We start from the raw sequence: 22,128 nt of genomic DNA, 5'->3' as shown, positions 1-22,128 counted from the left end.
TATTGGGATTGTTCAAGCCTTCGCTCTAACTTACATTGAAAAGGCAATCTGAAAGCGCTTCACACTAATGGATGCGAATAGGAGGCTTGAAGTAATGAAGAGGAAAGCTAGATCATGGGCCGGCAAATCATTGTTTCTTTTGCTGGTTGCGGTATTGCTCGTTCAATGGACAGGTGGTCCTGCAGGGCAGGAGGCCGAGGCGGCTGGCGCGGAGGTGACGTCTATAACGGATGAAGCCGCTGCAGACAGTTATTCCTTCGAAGCGGAATCCGCGGTTAATACGCTGGCGGGCAAAGCAGAGATTAAAGCTTGCGCAGAGCTAACGGCCTGCTCGGGCGGTCAAATCGTCGGAGGGCTGTGGGGAGGTTCATCGCTTGGTTTTAACGAAGTAACCGTGGATGCGGCTGGTGTATATACGATGACGGTCCATTATATTTCGGGTGATCCGAGATCGATTGGCGTCAGCGTAAACGGCGGGACCATTGATCATTATGATCTGCCGAAGACCACCGATTGGAATACGCTTGGCGTCTACGAGCTCGAGCTTGAGCTGAAGGCGGGAAGCAACACGATTCGTCTGGACGACGAAGGCGGCTATTCTCCGGATATTGACCGGATTGAGCTCCGTTTGTCCGAAGGCGGATCCGGCGAGCCGGGTACGGGCACGGCATACGAGGCTGAAGCTGCGAATAACGTTCTGACGGGCAATGCATCCGTCAGCGGTTGCAGTGCGGCAACCGACTGCTCGGGCGGCAAGAAGGTGGGCAACCTGTGGGGCGGTTCAACCTTGCAATTCCGCGATGTGACAGCGGAGCAAGCTGGCGTGTATACGCTTAGCGTGTCTTATATTTCAGGGGATCCGCGTCCGGTGTCCATTGCCGTTAATGACGGTCCATCGGATAATTATGCGCTGCCAAAAACGGAAGACTGGGATACGGTTGGAGTATTCAAGCTTGAAGTTGAACTGAAAGCAGGAGCTAATACAATCACGTTTAACGATGACGGCGGCTGGTCGCCGGATATCGACAAGATCGAGCTTGCGGCTAAGGAAGGTTCCGGCGAAGATCCGGGTCCGGTGGACAACATCGGCCAGATCGGCAAAGCGATTGATTCGAAGAAATACGGTTCGATTAAAGTGACCGCCTATGATAAGGGAGCGACCTTCGTGTCCCGTAATTATAGCGTTACCTACAATACGGAATCGGGCCTTGCGGCATTTGCCTGGAACGGCAAAACGCTTGTAAAAGGCGCGTATGCCAGCGCTCAGCTGGAAGACCAGCTGCTGGACAGCCGCAAATACAGCGAGCATAACTTCAAGCTCGGAAATGTGGAGAAGATAAAGGACGGACATGGCCAAGGCGTCCGAATTACGGTGGAGAACCGTAGCGCGGGGCTGCCGGTTATGAAGCAAATTTATCAATTGTACGATAATCAGTCGTATTTCCTTGTTTCGCAGCAGGTGGCTGGCAGCAACGTGATCAGCTCGAACGATATGGCACCGCTTGTCGTGAATGCGAGCGGCGGCGTTGATCTTGGCAGCAATGGCGACAACCGCGTCCTCATTACGCCATATGACAACGATGCTTGGTCTCGTTATCAAGCCCGTACAATCAATACGGCGCTCAACAATAACAACTATATCAGCTCCGAGATGACGGCCGTCTATGATAATACGAGCCGCGCCGGGCTAGTTATCGGTTCGGTAACGCATGACGTATGGAAAACGGGCATCTACTGGAGCGGCTCGAATGACAAGCTGAATAAGCTGAAGGTATACGGAGGTTTCACTTCGCTTACCTCGACGCATGACAGCATCCAGCATGGCAAAGTTTCCGGCAAGACGATCACTTCTCCGCAGGTTGCGATTGGCTATTATGCGGATTACCGCGACGGTCTGGAGAACTACGGCGATGCTAATGCAGCGGTAGCGCCACCTCTCAAATTCGAGAAGGGCATACCTTCCGGCGTGCCGGTCGGCTGGAACAGCTGGGGCGCTTACGAAAGCTCGCTTAGCTATGACAAGGTCGTAAGCGTGTCGAATTTCTTCAAGGATAACCTGCAGAAATCGTTCTCTAACAAAGGAACCGTCTATATCAATATGGACTCCTATTGGGATAACTTGACGGAGCAGCAGCTTCGCGACGCGGTGAAGGTCATTCGCAAGAACGGGCAAAAAGCCGGTATTTACTACGGTCCGTTTGTATACTGGGGTGACAATATGTCGCAGCCGGTAGAAGGGACAAACGGCAAATACACGTATGGCGATATCGTGCTTCGAGATGCGGATGGCAACATTTTGCCTAAAGTAGACGGCGCGTACGCGATTGACCCAACGCATCCCGGCTCGCAGCAGCGCGTCGAGTATATATTCAACAAATTCCTGGAAGAGGGCTTTGAGTACATTAAGATCGACTTCTTGTCCCATGGCTCCTTCGAGGGCAAACATTATGATCCAAACGTGCAAACCGGCATTCAAGCTTACAACGAGGGCATGGCGCATATTGACAAGACGCTGGGCGGCAAAATGTTCATCAGCGCTTCCATCGCGCCGCTGTTCCCTAGCCAATACGCGCACGCAAGACGGATCTCCTGCGACGTGGACGGTTCGCTTGGCCGCACCGAATATCAGCTGAACAACCTGACTTACGGCTGGTGGCAAAACGGTACAATCTACTCGTACACGGATCCCGACTATGTGACGCTTGCCAAAGGCGGCTCGTTCATCGCGGCGCAAACAAGAGTTAACGCAGCGGCTATTTCCGGCACGGTCTATATGAACTCCGACGACGTCAGCAACGTTGAGACGCAAAAGCTGATGAAGTCGCTGCTTACGAACAAAACCGTTAACGACATTGCCCTGATCGGCGAAGCTTTCCGTCCGGTTGAAGGCAATACGGGCAATGCCGCAGCAGACGTGTTTGTCCTGCAAAACAAACAGGACTACTACCTGGCGGTGTTTAACTATACGAACGATGCGGTAACTAAAACGGTGGATCTGAAGCGGGCATTTGGCGTAACCGCAACTTCCAAGGTTGAACTTACCGACGCTTGGACCGGTTCCAAGCTTGAGGCCCAAGATTCCTTCCAATTGAGCCTTGAAGGCGCTCAATCCAAGCTCTACAAAGTGAAAATCAAGAAATAACAAAAAGGCTGTGCCGGGTATTGTATCCCAGCACAGCCTTTTGTTCGCCCCACCTCTCCGATATTTGGAGTTTTGGAAAGAGGGACGGCAGGTTAAATGCAGGCGGAGCAATTAAATGTTCTGGAGAAGTGAAACGTTCGCTTTTGCTCTGGGGATTCCAATCCGCTAGGATTGTTGTTCAAGGAATCCCCGAGCAATGGCGATCGGAAGAACATTCAATTGCGCAGACAGCTCTTTAACCGCCACGCCACTCACTTCCCGGGAATCCGAACCGTAACGCTAGTCCCAATTCCAAGCCGGCTAAATATCGACACCCCATACGACTCGCCAAACAATAACTTAATCCGGTTATCGACGTTGCGCACGCCGTAGCCGGACAGATTATCTTCGCTTTGGGGCAGATCTGTGCCGCCGGCCATTCTCATGCCCATCCCGTCATCAATCACTTGGAGTAAAATATCTTGTCCCTCGCGATAAGCCCGGATAACGATATTAATGCCATGCTCGTGATCCCATATCGCGTGATTGATACAGTTCTCCACAAATGGCTGCAAGGTCAGCTTCGAAATCAAGCAGGGCAATACCGATTCATCGATGTCGTAATGCACCCGAAGCAGCTTATCGAACCGTACCTGCTGAATCGATACGTAATAGCGGGTTAGTTGAATTTCCTCGTGAATGGACAACGTGTTTTTACCTTTGTTCAATGAGATCCGATAAAACTTGGCCAGGTCCGTCACCATCTTGTTCATTCGAGGATCTTCGTTACGGATAGCCAGCGACGAGATGGAAGCAAGCGAGTTGTACAGGAAATGCGGGTTAATCTGAGCCTGCAGCACGTTCAGTTCCGCTTCGCGTTTATCAATCTCTTTCATATAGACGTCGGAGATCAGCTTGCTTAAGCGTTGTCCCATTCGCCTTAACGCATTGCCGATTTGGCCAATCTCATCCCGACCAAGGGACCTTATGTCCTGCAGGTCGAAATCTTCCTTTTCAATGCTGCGGATCATCCCTACCAGCGTTTCCATGCGTTTGGTAAACAAACGGGCGGTTATATAGATAAGCAGCGCCATAAGGACAAAGCTGATGAGTGCATAGGTGAGTATTCGTTTGGCCGTTAGACTTGCCTTGGCAAGGAAGCTGCTGTAAGGAATAAGGGAGACGCTTTTCCAGCCGTATGTGGTCGTGTTGTAGACGACAAGCACTTTTTTGCCATTATAGGCGCTGTCGAATTGGCCGCTTTGCTCGGTCGGGAACGGTACCGGCAAATCGATTCTTTTGTTGAGAAGGCTTTTATCTCTCGATGACATGACGATACCGTCCTCATTGAGGATCAGTACGGTTTTGTCGCTCGACTCCTTCTCCATCAGCCGAAAGATATCCGACTCCAAAATGTTGATCGTTAACACGCCGTACGGATTATTCATGCTGCTTATATTCAATAGACGCGACAACGTAAACATAGGGGGTTTGTCAGGTTCGGAAGGAGAAGTGATAAACCGGACCTCCCCGTAACTGCCGCTGAGCGACTTGTAGGCAAGAGAACTGCGGAACTTCTCATCCATGGATTTGATGTACATGCCGTCGGTGGGCAATGTGTCATTGTTGATGAATATGGTCATCGAATCAATATCCGGGTTGGTCGTCAGCATGTTAACAAAGGTGTTGTTGATATATTTATAAGCGTCGACAAACAAGGAAGGATCCTTCGAATAGTCGTTGGTCAGATAAGCCCGCATCGTGGAATCCAAATACAAGGTCGCGGACAGCTTCGTATAAATATCAAGTTTGTTCTCCAAGTTGGAGTTGATCTGCGCAACCGTCGATTTGGTGCTGGCCACCACCTGAGCCGACAACTCGCTGCGAATGGTCGAATAAGAATATTGGACGAAAAAGAGCAAAGGGAGAATGCCTCCGAGCAAAAACATGACAAACAGCTTTTCTCGCAAGCGCAAATTGTAAAAAGGATTTATCAGCCATTGGGCAAGCTTCTTCATAAACAAACCACTCCAGCCTAAAGTTGCAATTTACGGTATTCGTTTGGGGTACTGCCTTTATGTTTCTGGAAGACCGAGCAGAAGTACGAGACGTTCTCATAGCCGACATGATGGGCAATTTCGCGTACTTTTAACGAACGGTCCTTCAGCAGCTCCGATGCGTGATTCATCCGGACCCGTGTGATGTAATCAAGGATCGTCTCACCCGTCTTCTCTTTAAAGATGGTGCGCACGTAATTGGGAGACAGAAATACCTCTCTGGCGATATCCTCTACGGTAAGAGTCTGATGATAACGCTCGGCAATCAGCTTCATGATCTGCTCCGCTATGGACTGATGGCGATCCACGTCGCGTTCGGCGGCAGCCTTAAGCAGATCCGTGCAGAAGCGAAGCGTATATGCATGGAAATGAGCGATCGACGGCAGCAACGACAACTCCTTCCAGTGGTCGGCAAGCAGTTGATCGCGAAGCGGACCAAACATCAGGGAGGTGAAATGCTGCTCCAGCATGGTGAGCAGTTGGATAACCGCCCGGACGGCATAGTTCCGTTCGACTCGCTCCTGGCGCATGCCGGAGAACCAATCGCTTAGTACCTGTCCGACGCGCTCTGAATCGCCCGCCTGGACGGCGGCGATTAGGGAAGCGGAAGTTCCGTCGACATCGATATCGGCTTGCTTCGCAATTTCCCCGCTGCCGCTCCGAATGACGGAGCCGGCGAGCCGGTACAGCTTCTCCTCATTGCAGCGCTGAGATTCCTCGTAGGCTTCCTTCAACAGATGAAATCCCATGTAAGGCCCTGAGAGGCCGATGGTCGCAATCCCCGTTCCTTCCGTCGTAACGGCAAGCAGTTCCTCGCGCAGCAGCTCCCAGTATGCCGTTTCCCATTGCTGGGGTTTGCCTTGGAATAGAATAAAAAGCGTGTTAGGTCCGGTCTCCAGCACAATGCCCGCATCAAGTCTTTTCTTCAATAGATCCCGCGCGGCTTCCGCGGCGTCTGCGGAAAGCGAGCTACTGCTATTCGAGAGGGGAAAGGCCGGAGGTTCAACCGTCATGTAAGCGGCTCCAAATGCTTGGTGGGCAAGAAAGCCCGAAGCCCCGTTTTCCCATTGGCTGATCCACTCCATCCGCCTCTCCGTGGAAGGTTCCCTGACGATTCTCAGCAGCAGCTTTTCGAGCCGCCATCCGCCGCCTTCATTAGCTTGCTGCTCCTCTTCGCATTTCTTTTTCACTTTGTCAAGCAGAGCTAGCAGCTCTTCCATGTCGATCGGTTTCAGCAAATATCCGGCGGCTTCGATATTAAGGGCGGATTTGATATATTGAAATTCGTTATGTCCGCTTAAGTAAATAATTTTGACGCTTTTGTCAATTTGTTTGGCGCGCCGTCCAAATTCCAGACCGTCCATGATGGGCATGCGTACATCCGTCACAACGATGTCGGGCTTCAGCTCCGTTAGCTTTGTTAGAGCTTCTTTGCCGTTACGAGCCGTTCCCACGACCTGGATGCCGGCTTGTCCCCAAGGAACGTAATGTTCCATCGTCTCCAATTCGATCGTTTCATCGTCTACGAGCAGCACAGTATACATATCGAAATCGCCTCTCTTGAATAAATAGAACTTATTATCGGTATGGATACTAGTTTAACGGCAATACCGCAATTCAACAATGGAGCGCGAAGAAGTGTGTGGGATTCGAACATGAATCGGTAGATCTTTTTATAGAACAGCCCTTTGGGCGGACCTATAATTAGGACACGAAGCGATGAAACGCTATCCATTTACGGGAGGGCAACCTGATGAACATGCAAACGAAAGCGCATCCAGGGGGAAGCGGCGCGCTTGCCGTCAAGCGGAAGAAAGGCGGCTTGCTAGACAGATTAAAAGAGCAGAAGCTGCTTTACGTGCTGATGCTGCCCGCGATTATACTGACCCTGATGTTCTCCTACGTCCCGATGTTCGGGCTATACATGGCGTTCATTAATTATCAACCGGGCGGCGGGACGTTTTTCAAACAATTTTTCACGACGGATTTTGTAGGACTGCAGTGGTTCCATTACTTCTTCACAAACGGTGACTTTATAAGAATCATGCGGAACACGCTGGCGCAAAGCTTCTTGTCGCTGCTATTCGGATTCCCGCTGCCGATCATGCTGGCGCTTATGATTAACGAAATGCGCAATGGCTGGTTCAAGCGGACATTCCAGACCGTATCTTATATGCCACATTTTATATCATGGGTCATTGCGGCAAACATTATTATTACGATGCTGTCGTCGGGCGGGGTACTTAATAATATACTGACCGGCCTTCATATCGTGAACGAGCCGATCCAGTTCATGCAGAAGGGACATCTGTTCTGGTGGATTATCGCCTTCTCGAACGCTTGGAAAGATATGGGCTTTAACGCGATCATGTATTTGGCTGCTATTTCGGCGATTAACCCCGAACTTTATGAAGTGGCCAAAATTGACGGTGCAAGCCGTCTGAAGCAAATGCTTCATATTACGCTTCCTTCGATACGGCCTACCATTATCATTTTGGCGATCCTGGCCGTTGGCGGTATTTTGAATGCCGGCTTTGACCAACAGTATTTGCTCCAGAACAATACGGTATTGGAGTACTCGGAAGTTATTGATACTTACACGTATAAATACGGTCTGCAAAACGGCATGTTCTCCTACGGCGCTGCTGTAGGGCTGTTCAAGTCGATAGTGGCTTTCCTCCTAGTCATCAGCGTCAATCAGCTGGCTAAACGAACGGAAGAACAAGCCCTGTTCTAGACCACAATGGAAGAGGAGAACACGCCAATGGTAAAAGACAAAAAAGATTTTCTTTTTATGGCAGGGGTTTACGCCTTTATCGGTGCGATATTTATCGTCACGTTTTATCCGTTCTGGAATATCCTCATCATCTCGTTTAACAGCGCGGAGGATACGCTGCGTGGTAACTTGTACCTGTGGCCAAGAGACTTCAGTCTGGAGAGTTATAAGCAGATTCTGAGCGACAGCGAGATTTGGACGGCGATTCGGGTCACGCTGCTGCGGACTTTAATCGGCACGCCGCTAGCGGTAATTACGATCAGTATGCTAGCGTTTGCGCTTAGTAAAAAAGAACTGGTCGGGAATCGGTTCTGGACGTTATACTTCGTCTTTACGATGTATTTCGGCGGCGGTTTGATTCCTTACTACATGGTGCTCAAAAACTATCACCTGATTGATAACTTTATGGTCTTTATCGTACCGGGTTTAATGAATGTGTTCTATATGATTATCGTCCGTACTTTTATGCAGGGGCTTCCGCAGGAACTGGACGAGTCGGCCAAAATGGACGGAGCGAATCATCTTCAAATTTTCTTCCGCATTATTTTGCCGCTCACGACGCCGGTGCTTGCCACGATTGGTCTATTCACGGCAATCGGTCACTGGAATTCCTGGTTTGATTCGTACGTGTTTACTTACAAGCCGGAATTGAAGACGCTGCAAGCCGTGCTCGTCAAAATTTTGAATCAGTATCAGACGGGCTCGATGGTTGGAGACGCGCAAGCGATGGCGGATTCGGCTAAACGGATGGCGGTTTCCCCGGATACGATCCGGATGGCAGCGACGATGGTGGCTACGCTTCCTATTATTATGGTGTATCCGTTCCTGCAAAGATATTTCGTGAAAGGGATGACACTCGGAGCGGTCAAAAGCTGATCGCCCCGTCACCATCCGCTTAAGTCAAGTCAGATTACGTATGAGGGGGTATGTCCCCGCCGGGACGAAGACCTGGCAACTTGCTCAATCATGTAATGAACAATGTATAGGGGGATTTCAGTATGAACACGAAAAAATGGGCGTTGTCTCTGCTTACAGCCGTTATGTCGGTTTCCTTAATTTCTGCTTGTTCTTCGAATTCATCAAATAAACCAAGCAACAACACGGGGTCGTCTAATACGGGAACAAACGAAAGCGCAACCAAAGATCCGGGCACAGATCCGATCACCATTACGTTCTTTGATAAAAACACGGGCGACAAGTTCGACAATGAAGTGGCCAAAGAGATTACAAAGCGTACGGGCGTAACGATCGAGATTCAGCAGCCGACGGGCAACCCGACGGAGAAGCTCAATCTGATGCTGGCGAGCGACGACTTGCCGGATATGATTATGTTCGACCGCTCCAGCGACCTTGTGGCGAAATACACGGAAGCGGGTTCCATTATTCCGCTTAACGAATTGATCGATAAATACGGTCCTGACGTAAAAACCATGTACGGCGACGTATTGAACAAAACGCGTTACAAGGATGGCAACAACTATTACCTGTCCAACTGGTACGGTCTTGAGCATGAGCCCGTGTTTGGCTTTAACATGCGCAAGGATATCGTGAAGGAGCTGGCTCCGGATAAAGCGGAAGGCGGCGTGCCGTTCACGCAAAGCGAGTTCAAGCAGCTTCTTACGGACTATAAAGCCAAATACCCGCAAGTAGACGGCAAGAACACGATTCCTCTGATCATGAACGGCGAGAACTGGGGCGGCACGATCGGAACATTCAAAGGGATGTTTGGTCTTAAGCCTTACTTCGAACATGACGGACAATTGCAATATGACGTAAAAGACCCGAAATATAAAGATATGATTTTGTATATGAATGATTTGTACCGTTCCGGTCTGATGGATAAAGAATGGGCAATCAACAAGCAACAGGTATGGGAGCAAAAGCTCGCAACGGGCAACGTCTTCTCTTCGACGGGCGCCTATTGGGACTTGGGCGGAGCGAATACGATTCTGAAAAAAGATAAAGGCGATGATTCGCAGCTGTTCGCGTACAAAGTCGTAGCAGACGGCGTTGATCCTTCGGCAACCACTTACGGCGGCCGCAGCTCGCTCGGCTGGGATGCGATCTCAATTACGAAGAAGAACAAAAATCCGGAACGCACGATGCAGCTCATTAACTTCCTGGCAAGCGAAGAAGGCCAATACCTGCTTATGTGGGGCGTGGAAGGCAAGGATTGGGACATGAAAGACGGCAAACACGTGCCGCGTCCTGAAACGCTGGAATCCCTCAAAAACGACAGCACCAACTTCATCAAGCAAACAGGCATCCGCAAATGGACTTGGTTTATTAAGAACGGTCCAGGCCAAGACGGCACGCCATATGACCTCGTTGGCCGTTACGAGCGTTCGCCGATCGACCAGATGGCGATCAAGAACTTGTCGGACACGGTGTTTGATACGGCGATCTACGACGGTTTGAACCCTCAAGGCGGTACGCCGGAAGCTTTAGCGGAGCAAAAAATCAACGACATTATGAAACAGGCGATTACAAAAGCGATCATGGCTTCTTCGGCTGACGAAGCAAGCGCGACGTTTGACAAAATGCTGGCGGACATGAAATCGGCAGGCGACGAAAAGGTTGAAGCGGTATACACAACCAATTATGCAGCCCGCAAACAATTGTGGAACTAAAATAGCAAGCAAGAGGGGAAGGCCAGCTTAGCTGGCTTTTTCCCTTAATAGGACAGGGATTCTGCACTAATCAATGGGAGAATGGGAGCGAGGACATGATGACGACGGAAATGGGGCAATTCAAGCTGGAGCAGGCGGCAGGAATTTTTGAAGCGGATAACGGACTGCTTAAGGTTACGGCCAATACGGAAGACGGAACATTGGGGCTAACTTGGTCTAACGGACAGACGATGACCGGATTTTATGCGGAAGCTCGCGTTGGGGGAGCGCTTGTCCGTTCGTCCTGGTACAGCTCGCATGCTGTTCCGGAGGCATCCGTGCGGGAGATCGAGGACGGCTTTGGCCAAGGGCTCCGGTTCAGCTTTGAGCATTCCGATCCGGGCAAACCGGCATTGAAGCAGCACATTCGTTTGTATCAAGGATTGCCGTATGCTTTGGTCGAGCTGGAGGCGGTACATTCAGAGGAGTGGGAAACCAACGAGTTGATTCCGTTTGCTTCTTATTTGAATGACAACGGGATACTTGATTTCGGCGACGGCTCGAAGGAAGAAATCCGCTCACTGTTTATTCCGTTTGATAATGACAAATGGGTACGGTTTGGTTCCCATGCTAATCCGGCAAGCGTGCGGAGCTACGAGGTAACCGCCGTTTACCGGGCAGAGTCGCGCCGCGGTTTCGTTATTGGATCGGTGACTCACGATGTTTGGAAAACGGCCGTTGAAGTGGAAGGCACCTTCTCGGAAGCAATCGGCCGCTTGCGGGTCGTTTCCGGCGTCTCCGATCTGCAGACGCGCGATACGGTTCCGCACGGCTCGCTTCGGGGAACGTCAATCGCATCGGCGACAATACTTGTTGGAGCATACGATGATTATCGCGAAGGCATGGAAGCCTATGGCAAAGCCAATGCGATTGTTCAGCCTGCGCTTTCCTGGAACGGCGGCGTACCGATGGGCTGGAACAGCTGGTCGGCGGTTATGACCAAGCTTGATTACGACGTCTATACGCATACATCCGATTTCTTTGCGACAGAGCTTCAGGAGAACGGGTTTGCCGATCAAGAGGGCAGCTTGTATGTCAATTTCGACGCTTTCTCGGATAATTTGAAGGAAGGCGAGATTGAAGATGCCGTGCGACGGGTGAAGGCGAACGGCCAGAAGCCGGGAACGTATTACACGCCGTTTGCGTTCTGGGGAAGCAATCCGGATACGCCGGTTGAAGGAACGGATGGCAAGATTCTGTACCGTGAGATTTTGCTGAAGGATGAAGCAGGCCATCCATTGCCTAAGCTGGACGGCGCTTTTCCTATCGATCCGTCGCATCCGGAGGCGATTGCGCGCATCATGCGCAAGCTGGATGAAGTTGTGGCTGCAGGCTTCGAGTATTTGAAGATGGACTTCCTGGCCCATGGCGCCATGGAAGGCGTCCATTACGACAACTCGGTACGTACCGGTATTCAAGCGTATAACTACGGAATGGCCGCTATTGCGGATGCGCTTAGTCCGGAGAAGCTTGGACGTCCATTCCTGATCAATTTGTCGATCGCGCCGCTGTTCCCGCATGGTTATGCGCATAGCAGACGCGTGTCCTGCGATGCCTTCGGTTTGATAGGCGATACCGAATATATGCTTAACGCGCTTACTTACGGCTGGTGGATCAGCGACAATTTGTACCGCTTCAACGATCCCGACCATATCGTCTTGTACAAGAGCGATAACCAGCGCGCAACGACGGAGCATGAAGGACGCAGCCGCTTGAATTCGGGCGTCATCTCCGGCACGTCGCTGCTGCTTGGCGATGATTACCGGATGGAGGAAGCGGCGTCACGCGCCAAAGCTTGGATGACCAACCGAGAAGTCATGGCGCTTGCGCGGCGCGGGGAATCTTTCCGCCCGTCCCAAGGCAGAAGCGGCATGGGCGGGGAAGATCTGTACTCTCTTGCCGGCGATGGCGGCACATGGGTTGCGGTGTTTAACTTCGACGGAGAGAACGGAAAGTCGAAGACAATCGATTTGTCCCGCGTCGGCATAGACCCCTCGAAGGGTCTAACGGTCCGCGACCTTTGGAGCGGGGAATCGTACAGCCTGAAGCCCGGCGCATCGGAGCATGTGGTGGAGCTGGAACCGGCCGAGTCGAAGCTATTATTCTATATTTAATCGGAAAGCTGTGCAGGGGCTCATCCCTGCACAGCTTTGTTTGTTATTTACTAGCTGGCATGTGGCTTCTCTCCAACGCCACATCGGCACTTTCCGGCCAACTCTCATTGCCCTAAATTCGACTGGTCTGTACTAGCGCCTGTCCTGTCGCTAAGTTGACTAGAACCCACGCACCAACCCATCCCCTCGGCCGACAAACACTAACTTGTTCCAACGCGCCATGCCCGCGGCATGACGCAACCTACATCCGCCGTATTATGCTCACTACGTTGGTCACCTAACGCAACCTACATCCGCCGAAACGTGCTCCCCACCTAACTGCTCTATCTGCATCTACATAACGTGCTCGCTACCTAAAGTAACCTACATCCACCATAGCGTGCTCGCTACCTAACGTAACCTACATCTACGATAACGTGCTCGCTACCTAACGTAACCTACATCCACCATAACGTGCTCGCTACCTAACGCCTACATCTACGATAACGTGCATTCCCCCTAACACTAACTACATCCTCCGAGACGTGCGTGCCACCTAACGTAAACTACATCCACGATAACGTGCTCGCTATTTAGCGCAATCTACATCCGCCGTACGTTGCCGCCACCTAACCGCTAACTACATCCACTTAGCGTGCACGCCACTTAACTATCTAGCTCTAAACCTATGACCGCCTGCCACTCATTTGCTACCCCTGCACGGAGTCTGCCGCCAAAACTATCTTTCGATCGAACTAGATCTTTAATCTCATTCTCTTAGGCAACCTAATCGACTAACACTGGTCGAGAATTTCGCTAATAAGGAAAGCAATTTCCTTATATGGAGCCAACCCGCCGTGCAATGCCAATCTTATATACTTTTAGCATGAACAGCGGAAACGAATTACCGTATTGAGAAAGAATTTACCTAAGAAGCGAGAAAAAGGCGGGAATTAGCCGCCTTTCAATAAAATAAGGAAAATATCGCAGGATATAAGGTAATTTATTTCGCAGCAAGAGTTCACCTTGGCAAGAGAGCACTATAGCTTCTTCTGCTCTTTCCACTCCTTCCACTCCTTCCACTCCTTCTACTCCTTGTACTCCTCTGCTCCTTCTATCCGTCCGTCTGAGACAGTCTTCCAGCCCAGCTAAACGACTAACTCTGGTCGACAATTTCGCTAATAAGGAAAGCAATTTCCTTATATAGGGCCAACCCGCCGTGCAATGCCATTCTTATATACTTTTAGCATGAACAGCGGAAACGAATTACCGTATAGAGAAAGAATTTACCTAACAAGCGAGAAGAAGGCAGAATATAGCCGCCATTCAATGAAATAAGGAAAATATTGCAGGATAAAGTGATTTATTTCGCAGCAAGTTGGTGGAATCGGTGAAAGGGTACGGATAATAATTCCGTATCCTTTCATCTTCCACCAATCCCAGTTCACCCTTGGCAAGAGAGAGCTCCATAGATCCCGTCACCATGCACGCCGCCTAAATCAAGGTATGTAGTTAGCTAGCCGGTAGACCGATACTCTCTTAGCGGTAGAATCACATTCCAGAATACCTTCATCTCGCAACTTATGCAGCCAATTGACGGCGGTTCTGCTTGTGACTTGAAACTGTCTCGCAACATCATCGGGCTTAACTTTTCCGTCATGCCGCAAGGCGATTTGCATGATCAGGCTTTTCTTGATTTCATGAAGCTGATTCTGATTGCCGCTGTCCACGCCATAATTCCGGGACCACCAATATCCGATTGCCTGCATAATGGTCCGTTGGCAACGCTCAGCTTGATGCTCGACTTGCCAAGCCGAGAAGCGCAACACAAGCCAGCCCGAGAGTATGAGGTCGTTTTGCCTCTCTAAATGATCATTGAACTCGCCTGGAGTAAGATCTCTCGCATGTGTGGTAAAACCGTCAATCTCAATAGCTAACCTAACGCCGTTTCGTACATACACAAAGTCAACAAACCGCTGTCCGCCTTTGAAATCTCGGAAGGGGTGTTCCGCTTTAAGTCCTTCGTACTGGAATTGGAAAGCAGGACCCCAGACTTGCTCCAGGAACATTAACTCCATTTTGCCTAGCTTGCCGCGGTAATGGCCATTTACAGCCGCTTCATGCTCGAACGATTCGATATAACGCACCAATTCGTATCTCATCTCTATTAAATCCTCCCTCCCGGAAAACAGAACACCCCGATCACAGCACACAATGCGCTGAAATCGGGGTGTTCTTCATCCCAAAATAGTTTTGAATCCTATTATAAAGGAAACGGAGTTACGCTTCAATTGCGCTTGCTAGACTAATAAACAGGCAGCACTGCCACTTCCTGAATACACTGTAGAACAACGGGAAGGGAGGGAATACTCATGAGCAAAGTGAGCAAAGTTTCCAAAGCGCAAGTCAAGAAGCTGGTAGGCAAACCGATCTATGCGGTTCGCAAAGACGGTTCTGTCGTGACGGGCAAGCTTGTGGAACTGCGGCAAAACAAGCTCGTACTGGCACCTCTGAGAAAAGATAAGGGGAAAGTAGTGAAAACAAAAGCCTTCTTGCCGCTTGTATTATTTGATCTTCTTGTCATTGGCACATTGCCGCTCTGGGGCGGTGGCGGCTGTGGATGCGGCGGTGGCGGCTGCAACAAATGCGGCGGCGGCTACGGCGGCGGATATGGCGGTGGTTATGGCGGTGGTTATGGCGGCGGCTACGGCGGTGGCTATGACGGCGGATATGGCGGCGGTCCGTACGGCGGCGGTTTCTACTAACTCATATAATTCATTAGTAAGTTGATGAAGCGAGCTGCTTAATCATTTCGTAACAGCGGAGCTCCGGATAATACTGGTTGGCTTGATAACCGAGGCGAGTATACAGATTTTGAGCTTTGGTATTCACCTGATCCACAAAAAGTCTGGAAGCTCTGCAGTTACGGCTTAAGCCGTAAGCTTCGGCGGCAAGGAGCAACTTTCTTCCCCATTGGCGGTTGCGGTGGTCCGGATGCACGACAAGCATATCTAAATACAGGATCTCGCCTGTAATTTCAAACCGGATGAAACCGTAAGGTTTGCTTGTTTTTCCTTCTGCAGCTACATAAGTCATTCCCCGGCGAAAACGTATAGGCAGATCCCGAATCGTCTGGGCGTCCAGAGGATGGGCGGTATGCGACATCGGGATAAGTTCATCTTGTATGAGGCGGTATATTTCCGTATCGTCCGTTTTCGGATTGCGTGCTCGTATCATTTGCGATCCATCCTGACCGAATGAAATTGCCGAAAATAGGCTATGTTATCCTATGAGAGAAAAGCGGAATATGCCCTAACTATTTTTTCGAAATTGTTAGGCAGTTTAGCTTGACGAACAGATGTGCAAGGCATATAATAAAGAAAATCTTAACCAAGCATATGTTATCGGCAATGATGAGGACGAAGTGTTAAGGGCTCTTTTGTTCAGAGAGCGGATGGATTAGCTGCAACCATCGCCAAAACCCCTTTTCTACGAGCTCACCTCGGAGCTGTTTTCCTGAAAAGCAACATTCGTCAAATGTTGGTTTATTAGGGAAAATCGCAAGACACGCGTTATTGTGTCAAAGGTATGGGCGTTTTGTGCGCACACGTTCATTTACCTTGTGGAGGTTATGCATCGCAAGATGTATAACGAATTTGGGTGGTACCACGGAAGATATAACCTTTCGTCCCTCAGGCTTCAATTGCTGAAGCTGGAGGAACGAAAGGTTTTTTTGTTGTTTTCGAGAGGAGGATGACTAATGGTCACGCAAAGTGTTTCTGTAACGTTAAAGTCTAAAGAAGAAGTTAAAGAACGGATGAGTAAGCCTGAAGTAATCTCCGGTTCTGAAATATTACTCCGCAGTTTGGTGCTGGAAGACGTCGATTGCGTGTTTGGTTATCCAGGCGGTGCCGTATTGTACATCTACGATGCGATGCACGGGTTCTCCGATTTCAACCACGTCCTTACAAGACATGAGCAAGGCGCGATTCATGCGGCAGACGGTTATGCTCGCGCAAGCGGCAAGGTTGGCGTATGTATCGCAACTTCCGGTCCTGGCGCAACGAACCTCGTAACGGGGATCGCAACGGCTTATATGGATTCTGTGCCACTCGTTGTTATCACGGGTAATGTTATTTCGTCACTGATCGGTACGGATGCTTTCCAAGAAGCTGACATTACGGGCATTACAATGCCAATTACGAAACACAGCTACATGGTTCGTGATGTTGAGGATCTCCCGCGCATCATCCATGAAGCCTTCCATATCGCGAACACAGGACGCAAAGGCCCGGTACTGATCGACATTCCGAAGGATGTCTCGGCAGCGAAAACCTTGTTCAAACCGGTAACGGAAGTGAGCATTCGCGGCTACAATCCAACAGTATCCCCTAACAAGCTGCAAGTTGACAAATTGATCAAAGCGATCGAAGCGTCCGAGCGTCCGCTCATTCTTGCAGGCGGCGGAGTTGTCTATTCCGGTGCGCATGAGGAATTGCTGGAGTTCGTAACAAAAACCGATATTCCTATCACGACAACATTGCTTGGTCTCGGGGGCTTCCCAAGCGGCAATGATCTGTGGCTCGGCATGCCGGGTATGCACGGTACGTACACGGCGAACAAATCGATTCAATCTGCAGACCTTCTTATTAATATAGGTGCTCGCTTCGATGACCGCGTAACGGGCAAGCTGGCCGGCTTCGCGCCACTGGCAAAAATCGTCCACATCGATATTGATCCGGCGGAGATCGGCAAAAACGTTCCTACCGATATTCCTATCGTAGGCGACGTGAAGACTGTTCTGCAGCAAGCCAACCTGCTTGCGAAGCGCGCTGACAAAGCAGATGCTTGGCGCGAGCAGATTCAAGAGTCGAAAGCGCAATATCCGTTCAGCTACAAAGATTCGGATACAGAGCTCAAGCCGCAGTGGGTTGTGGAGATGATCCACGAAACAACAAACGGCGACGCGATCGTAACGACAGACGTAGGCCAGCATCAGATGTGGGCCGCGCAATATTATAAATTCAACAAACCTCGCTCCTGGGTAACATCCGGCGGACTTGGCACAATGGGCTTTGGTTTCCCGTCCGCGATTGGCGCCCAAATGGCGAATCCGGATCGCGTCGTTGTATCGATCAACGGTGACGGCGGCATGCAAATGTGCGCGCAAGAGCTTGCGATTTGCGCGATCAACAACATTCCGGTTAAGGTCGTCATCCTGAATAATCAGGTACTGGGTATGGTTCGTCAATGGCAAGAGCTGATTCACGAGAATCGCTTCAGCCATATCGATCTTGCAGGCAGCCCTGACTTCGTGAAGCTGGCAGAAGCTTACGGCGTGAAAGGCTTCCGCGCTTCGAACAAGGAAGAAGCGAAAGTTGCATGGGAAGAGGCGCTTAGCCATCCTGGCCCTGCAGTGGTCGAATTCGTAGTTCGGAGAGACGAGAACGTGTACCCGATGGTAGCACAGGGTAGCACGATCGATCAGATGATCATGGGGGATGCAGAATGAAAAAGCACACGATCGCAGTAATTGTCAACGATCAGCCCGGCGTTCTGCAACGCGTATCCGGCTTGTTCGGACGCCGCGGCTACAATATTGAGAGCATTACCGTAGGTGCAAGCGAAGAGCAGGGCTTGTCCCGTATGGTTATCGTCACTACCGGCGATGACCATACGCTCGAGCAGATTACAAAACAGCTGTACAAGCTGATTGATGTTATCAAAGTTGTTGATCTTAGCTCCAACCCAATGGTATCCCGCGAGCTTGCCCTTATTAAAGTAAGCGCCGAGCCGTCGTCCCGTCCGGAAATTCTGGGCGTAGTAGATACGTTCCGCGCAGCGGTTGTGGATATCGGCACTCATTCGCTTATCGTACAAGTTATCGGCGATACCGAAAAAATTGATGCCATGATCGAGCTGTTGAAGCCTTATGGCATCCGCGAGCTTTCCCGTACTGGTGTAACAGCGCTTAACCGCGGTAACGTACGTTAGTTAATAATCAACATTAAAACCAACTATAATAAGCAAGTTCCCGTTTTGAACGGGAGTTTAAGGGGAGAACCTCTTCTCTGCTTAAACACCCGTTCAAAAGGGTTAAATTAAAGGAGGCAATCATTAAAATGGCAGTTACATTGTACTATGAAAAAGACGCAGACCAAGGCGTACTTCAAGGTAAGACAATCGCAGTTATCGGTTACGGCAGCCAAGGCCACGCACAAGCGCAAAACCTTCGCGACTCCGGCCTGAAAGTTGTTATCGGCCTTCGTCCTGGTAAATCCGCAGACGTTGCAGCAAAAGACGGTTTCGAAGTGTTGACTGTAGCAGAAGCGACTAAAGTTGCTGACGTTGTTCAAATTTTGCTCCCTGACGAAACCCAAGCGAAAGTATATGCAGAAGAAATCGAACCAAACCTGAAAAAAGGCGCGGCTCTGATGTTCTCCCACGGCTTCAACATTCATTACGGCCAAATCGTTCCTAGCAAAGACACAGACGTATTCCTGGTAGCTCCTAAATCCCCTGGTCACATGGTTCGCCGTACGTACCAAGAGGGCTTTGGCGTTCCTGGTCTGATCGCAATCCACCAAGATGCTTCCGGCAACGCGAAAGCAATTGGTCTTGCATATGCAAAAGGTATCGGCTGTACTCGTGCAGGCGTTATCGAAACTTCTTTCAAAGAAGAAACAGAAACAGACTTGTTCGGCGAGCAAGCTGTACTGTGCGGCGGCGCTTCCGCGCTCGTTAAAGCAGGCTTCGAAACTTTGGTTGAAGCTGGCTACGCTCCAGAAATGGCTTACTTCGAGTGCTTGCACGAGCTGAAGCTGATCGTTGACCTGATGTATGAAGGCGGTCTGGCTACAATGCGCGACTCGATCTCCAACACAGCGGAATACGGCGACTATGTAACTGGTCCTCGTATCGTTACGGAAGAGACGAAGAAAGAAATGAAACGCGTTCTGGAAGACATCCAATCCGGCCGTTTCGCACGCGACTTCATCCTTGAAAACCAATCGAACCGTGCTATGCTGACAGCTACTCGTCGTAACGAAGCTGCTCATCCAATCGAGCAAACTGGTAAACAGCTGCGCGAACTGATGCACTGGATCAAGAAGTAATAAAGAAGTAATATAATCATAACCCGCAGATCCATTATCCCGGTTCGCCGGAGTGCGCGCAGGTTAGGTTCCTTGCCTGCCTGTCACGCGCTCTTGAGCGAACCGGGATGATTCTGTTCCCGGAGGTGTAAGGCACAAATGCGAAAAATTTATATTTTTGACACGACGCTTCGTGATGGAGAGCAATCTCCCGGTGTTAACCTGAACACGAAGGAAAAGGTTGAGATCGCGCTCCAGCTCGAGAAGCTTGGCGTTGACCGGATTGAAGCAGGTTTTCCTGCAGCATCACCAGGCGACTTGGCTGCTGTGAATGCGGTTGCGAGCGCAGTTAAGAATGCTACGATTATCGGCTTGTCACGCTCCCGCGAACAGGATATTGACGCGGTACGTGAAGCATTAAAAGGCGCACAGGATCCTTCCATTCACGTGTTCCTCGCTACGAGCCCGATCCACCGCAAGCATAAGCTTCGGATGGAGAAGGAGCAGGTATTGGAAACGGCTGAACGCGCGATTCTGTACGCGAAGAAATATTTCAGCAAAATCGAATTCTCGCTTGAGGATGCAGGACGTACCGAACTTGATTTCATCTGCCAAATGACGGACATGGCGATTCGCGCAGGCGCTTCTGTCGTGAATCTTCCGGACACGGTTGGTTACATGAATCCGATCGAATACGGCAACATCTTCAAGACGGTGAAGGAGAATGTACCAAATATCGAAAAAATCCAGCTCAGCGCGCATTGCCATGACGATCTTGGCATGGCAACGGCTAACGCCCTCGCCGCAATCCTGAACGGCGCCGATCAGATCGAAGGTACGATCAACGGTATTGGCGAACGCGCGGGCAATACGGCTCTTGAGGAGATTGCGCTTGCGCTTGAGACTCGTTCGGATTATTTTGGTGCAAAAACAGGCTTGAACCTGAAAGAAATCGCAAAAACAAGCCGCCTTGTCAGCAAATTGACCGGCATGGTCATTCCTGGCAATAAAGCGATTGTTGGCGCGAATGCGTTCGCTCATGAATCGGGTATTCATCAGGACGGCATGTTGAAGGAGAAAACGACTTACGAGATTATTTCTCCGGATACAATCGGTCTTCATGATTCCAAGCTTGTGCTTGGCAAACATTCCGGCCGTCATGCTTTCCGCGAGAAACTGATTGACCTCGGTTACGAGCTGGATGAGGAAGCCGTTAACGTTGCTTTCGCGAAGTTTAAGGATTTGGCTGACCGCAAGAAGCATGTAACGGATGAAGATATCCGCGCTTTCTTGGAGGAGAAGCTGATCGATACGCCGGAAGTCTACACGCTTGAAGCGATTCAAGTGAGCTACGGCAACCAGTCGACGCCAAGCGCTTCGGTCCGCATCCGCACGACGGAAGGCGAGACCCGCGAAGAAGTGGCGATTGGCAACGGTTCGGTAGACGCGATCTACAATGCGATTGATAAAGTAACGGCTGAAGCGGTTGAGCTTGAGGATTATTCCATCAAGTCCGTATCGCAGGGCAAGGATGCGCAAGGCGAGGTTCACGTCGTGCTGAAGCAAGATGATACTTCTGCACATGGACGCGGTCTCAGCACGGACATTCTTGAAGCTAGCGCACGTGCTTACATCGACGCGCTGAACCGTCTCATTGAGAAGCGTAAGTCTCCTGGACGCCGCGACAAGATGAGCCTGATCTAACCCGGTAAGCCCTCTGAAGTTGATGAACTCAACCGCAGGGGGCTGTTTTTATAACCAGCTTATTGATAGATAGGGGTGACCGTACCGTTATGTTCTTTACCGAAGATTTGCAAACGTCCAGAAGAGACGAAATGTTCGATATTACGCGTAAGATTGCGTCTATTGTGGCGCGGGAGGGCATCCAAAGCGGTCTTGCCGTTGTATATTGCCCGCACACGACGGCCGGGATTACCATTCAAGAGAATGCGGATCCGGATGTGAAGCATGATATTCTGATGCGGCTGAACGAGGTATACCCATGGGAGCATCCGAAATATCGTCATGCAGAAGGCAACACGGCTTCCCATTTGAAGGCTCTTACAACCGGAACAAGCCAGACGGTTATCATTAACGGCGGCAAGCTTGTGCTTGGCACTTGGCAAAGCATCTATTTCTGCGAGTTTGACGGGCCGCGCAGCCGGCAATATCATGTGAAGTTAATTGAAGATTAACGGGTTGAACCGCCTTTATAAGCACCACCTATAAAGATGATAGATTTTATATCTTGGTACTCTTGCTAGAAATGTGGTACAAATGATAACAGAATGAGAATAGCTTACTAGAGCGAATAAGAG

Annotated in this window: 15 protein-coding genes; 11 read left to right on the top strand and 4 right to left on the bottom strand. The window is 50.3% G+C overall.

The features are described from left to right. Positions 1–94 precede the first annotated feature (94 nt). Positions 95–3,142, top strand: coding sequence for a CBM35 domain-containing protein (locus QQK89_RS09905; protein ID WP_284238385.1), 3,048 nt, complete (start codon positions 95–97; stop codon positions 3,140–3,142). Between the two features lie 251 nt (positions 3,143–3,393). Here the strand turns inward: QQK89_RS09905 and QQK89_RS09900 are convergent, their stop codons facing one another. Continuing rightward, positions 3,394–5,139 (bottom strand): sensor histidine kinase, encoded by a 1,746-nt coding sequence (locus tag QQK89_RS09900; RefSeq protein ID WP_284238384.1) that lies wholly within the window; start codon positions 5,137–5,139, stop codon positions 3,394–3,396. 17 nt (positions 5,140–5,156) lie between these two features. Next, positions 5,157–6,722 (bottom strand): response regulator, encoded by a 1,566-nt coding sequence (locus tag QQK89_RS09895; RefSeq protein WP_284238383.1) that lies wholly within the window; start codon positions 6,720–6,722, stop codon positions 5,157–5,159. A gap of 209 nt (positions 6,723–6,931) precedes the next feature. Here QQK89_RS09895 and QQK89_RS09890 point away from each other — a divergent pair, with 209 nt between their 5' ends. The 4 genes from QQK89_RS09890 to QQK89_RS09875 all read left to right on the top strand — a co-directional run bounded on the left by QQK89_RS09890 (position 6,932) and on the right by QQK89_RS09875 (position 12,737). Beyond that, positions 6,932–7,915, top strand: coding sequence for an ABC transporter permease (locus tag QQK89_RS09890; RefSeq protein WP_284238382.1), 984 nt, complete (start codon positions 6,932–6,934; stop codon positions 7,913–7,915). A 27-nt stretch (positions 7,916–7,942) separates the two neighbouring features. Continuing rightward, positions 7,943–8,830: a carbohydrate ABC transporter permease gene (locus QQK89_RS09885; protein ID WP_284238381.1), complete on the top strand. Its 888-nt coding sequence runs from the start codon at positions 7,943–7,945 to the stop codon at positions 8,828–8,830. A gap of 122 nt (positions 8,831–8,952) precedes the next feature. Further along, positions 8,953–10,584 carry an ABC transporter substrate-binding protein gene (locus QQK89_RS09880; RefSeq protein WP_284238380.1) on the top strand — a complete coding sequence of 544 codons (1,632 nt, stop codon included), beginning with the start codon at positions 8,953–8,955 and terminating at the stop codon, positions 10,582–10,584. Between the two features lie 95 nt (positions 10,585–10,679). Further along, entirely contained in the window at positions 10,680–12,737 is a 2,058-nt protein-coding gene (locus QQK89_RS09875) for an alpha-galactosidase (RefSeq protein WP_284238379.1), read from the top strand. 1,478 nt (positions 12,738–14,215) lie between these two features. Here the strand turns inward: QQK89_RS09875 and QQK89_RS09870 are convergent. Further along, positions 14,216–14,878 (bottom strand): DUF559 domain-containing protein, encoded by a 663-nt coding sequence (locus QQK89_RS09870; RefSeq protein WP_284238378.1) that lies wholly within the window; start codon positions 14,876–14,878, stop codon positions 14,216–14,218. 210 nt (positions 14,879–15,088) lie between these two features. Between QQK89_RS09870 and QQK89_RS09865 the strand changes: the two genes are divergently transcribed. Beyond that, positions 15,089–15,481 (top strand): hypothetical protein, encoded by a 393-nt coding sequence (locus tag QQK89_RS09865; RefSeq protein WP_284238377.1) that lies wholly within the window; start codon positions 15,089–15,091, stop codon positions 15,479–15,481. Positions 15,482–15,494: 13 nt separating this feature from the next. Here QQK89_RS09865 and QQK89_RS09860 read toward each other — a convergent pair whose 3' ends face one another. Further along, positions 15,495–15,953, bottom strand: a complete 459-nt coding sequence (locus QQK89_RS09860; RefSeq protein WP_284238376.1) for a GNAT family N-acetyltransferase — start codon at positions 15,951–15,953, stop codon at positions 15,495–15,497. Positions 15,954–16,476: 523 nt separating this feature from the next. Here QQK89_RS09860 and ilvB point away from each other — a divergent pair. From ilvB to QQK89_RS09835, 5 genes are all read left to right on the top strand, one after another. Then, positions 16,477–18,228, top strand: a complete 1,752-nt coding sequence (ilvB, locus tag QQK89_RS09855) for a biosynthetic-type acetolactate synthase large subunit (protein WP_284238375.1) — start codon at positions 16,477–16,479, stop codon at positions 18,226–18,228. Next, complete coding sequence (gene ilvN, locus QQK89_RS09850) at positions 18,225–18,710, top strand: acetolactate synthase small subunit (protein WP_284238374.1); 486 nt, start codon at positions 18,225–18,227, stop codon at positions 18,708–18,710. The genes ilvB and ilvN overlap by 4 nt, the downstream gene beginning before the upstream one ends. Before the next feature lie 128 nt (positions 18,711–18,838). Continuing rightward, the gene (gene ilvC, locus QQK89_RS09845; protein WP_015842927.1) at positions 18,839–19,831 is read left to right on the top strand and encodes a ketol-acid reductoisomerase; all 993 of its coding nucleotides are present in this window, start codon (positions 18,839–18,841) and stop codon (positions 19,829–19,831) included. Between the two features lie 138 nt (positions 19,832–19,969). Continuing rightward, positions 19,970–21,514 (top strand): 2-isopropylmalate synthase, encoded by a 1,545-nt coding sequence (locus QQK89_RS09840; protein ID WP_284238373.1) that lies wholly within the window; start codon positions 19,970–19,972, stop codon positions 21,512–21,514. An 89-nt stretch (positions 21,515–21,603) separates the two neighbouring features. After that, positions 21,604–22,005: a secondary thiamine-phosphate synthase enzyme YjbQ gene (locus tag QQK89_RS09835; protein WP_284238372.1), complete on the top strand. Its 402-nt coding sequence runs from the start codon at positions 21,604–21,606 to the stop codon at positions 22,003–22,005. The last annotated feature ends 123 nt before the right edge of the window (positions 22,006–22,128 follow it).

It is taken from the genome of Paenibacillus glycanilyticus (assembly GCF_030161375.1).
Classification (GTDB): Bacteria; Bacillota; Bacilli; order Paenibacillales; family Paenibacillaceae; genus Pristimantibacillus; species Pristimantibacillus glycanilyticus_B.
Note: the sequence above shows the minus strand (reverse complement) of the source record. Positions and strands in the feature narration are given on the sequence as shown.

Bases quoted from the DNA above. Each gene is read 5' to 3' on its own strand.
- QQK89_RS09885 (WP_284238381.1), top strand. From the start codon at position 7,943: ATGGTAAAAGACAAAAAAGATTTTCTTTTTATGGCAGGGGTTTACGCC.
- QQK89_RS09840 (WP_284238373.1), top strand. From the start codon at position 19,970: ATGCGAAAAATTTATATTTTTGACACGACGCTTCGTGATGGAGAGCAA.
- ilvB (WP_284238375.1), top strand. From the start codon at position 16,477: ATGGTCACGCAAAGTGTTTCTGTAACGTTAAAGTCTAAAGAAGAAGTT.
- QQK89_RS09860 (WP_284238376.1), bottom strand. From the start codon at position 15,953: ATGATACGAGCACGCAATCCGAAAACGGACGATACGGAAATATACCGC.
- QQK89_RS09865 (WP_284238377.1), top strand. From the start codon at position 15,089: ATGAGCAAAGTGAGCAAAGTTTCCAAAGCGCAAGTCAAGAAGCTGGTA.
- QQK89_RS09890 (WP_284238382.1), top strand. From the start codon at position 6,932: ATGAACATGCAAACGAAAGCGCATCCAGGGGGAAGCGGCGCGCTTGCC.
- QQK89_RS09870 (WP_284238378.1), bottom strand. From the start codon at position 14,878: ATGAGATACGAATTGGTGCGTTATATCGAATCGTTCGAGCATGAAGCG.
- QQK89_RS09900 (WP_284238384.1), bottom strand. From the start codon at position 5,139: ATGAAGAAGCTTGCCCAATGGCTGATAAATCCTTTTTACAATTTGCGC.
- QQK89_RS09875 (WP_284238379.1), top strand. From the start codon at position 10,680: ATGATGACGACGGAAATGGGGCAATTCAAGCTGGAGCAGGCGGCAGGA.
- ilvC (WP_015842927.1), top strand. From the start codon at position 18,839: ATGGCAGTTACATTGTACTATGAAAAAGACGCAGACCAAGGCGTACTT.
- QQK89_RS09835 (WP_284238372.1), top strand. From the start codon at position 21,604: ATGTTCTTTACCGAAGATTTGCAAACGTCCAGAAGAGACGAAATGTTC.
- QQK89_RS09905 (WP_284238385.1), top strand. From the start codon at position 95: ATGAAGAGGAAAGCTAGATCATGGGCCGGCAAATCATTGTTTCTTTTG.
- QQK89_RS09895 (WP_284238383.1), bottom strand. From the start codon at position 6,722: ATGTATACTGTGCTGCTCGTAGACGATGAAACGATCGAATTGGAGACG.
- QQK89_RS09880 (WP_284238380.1), top strand. From the start codon at position 8,953: ATGAACACGAAAAAATGGGCGTTGTCTCTGCTTACAGCCGTTATGTCG.
- ilvN (WP_284238374.1), top strand. From the start codon at position 18,225: ATGAAAAAGCACACGATCGCAGTAATTGTCAACGATCAGCCCGGCGTT.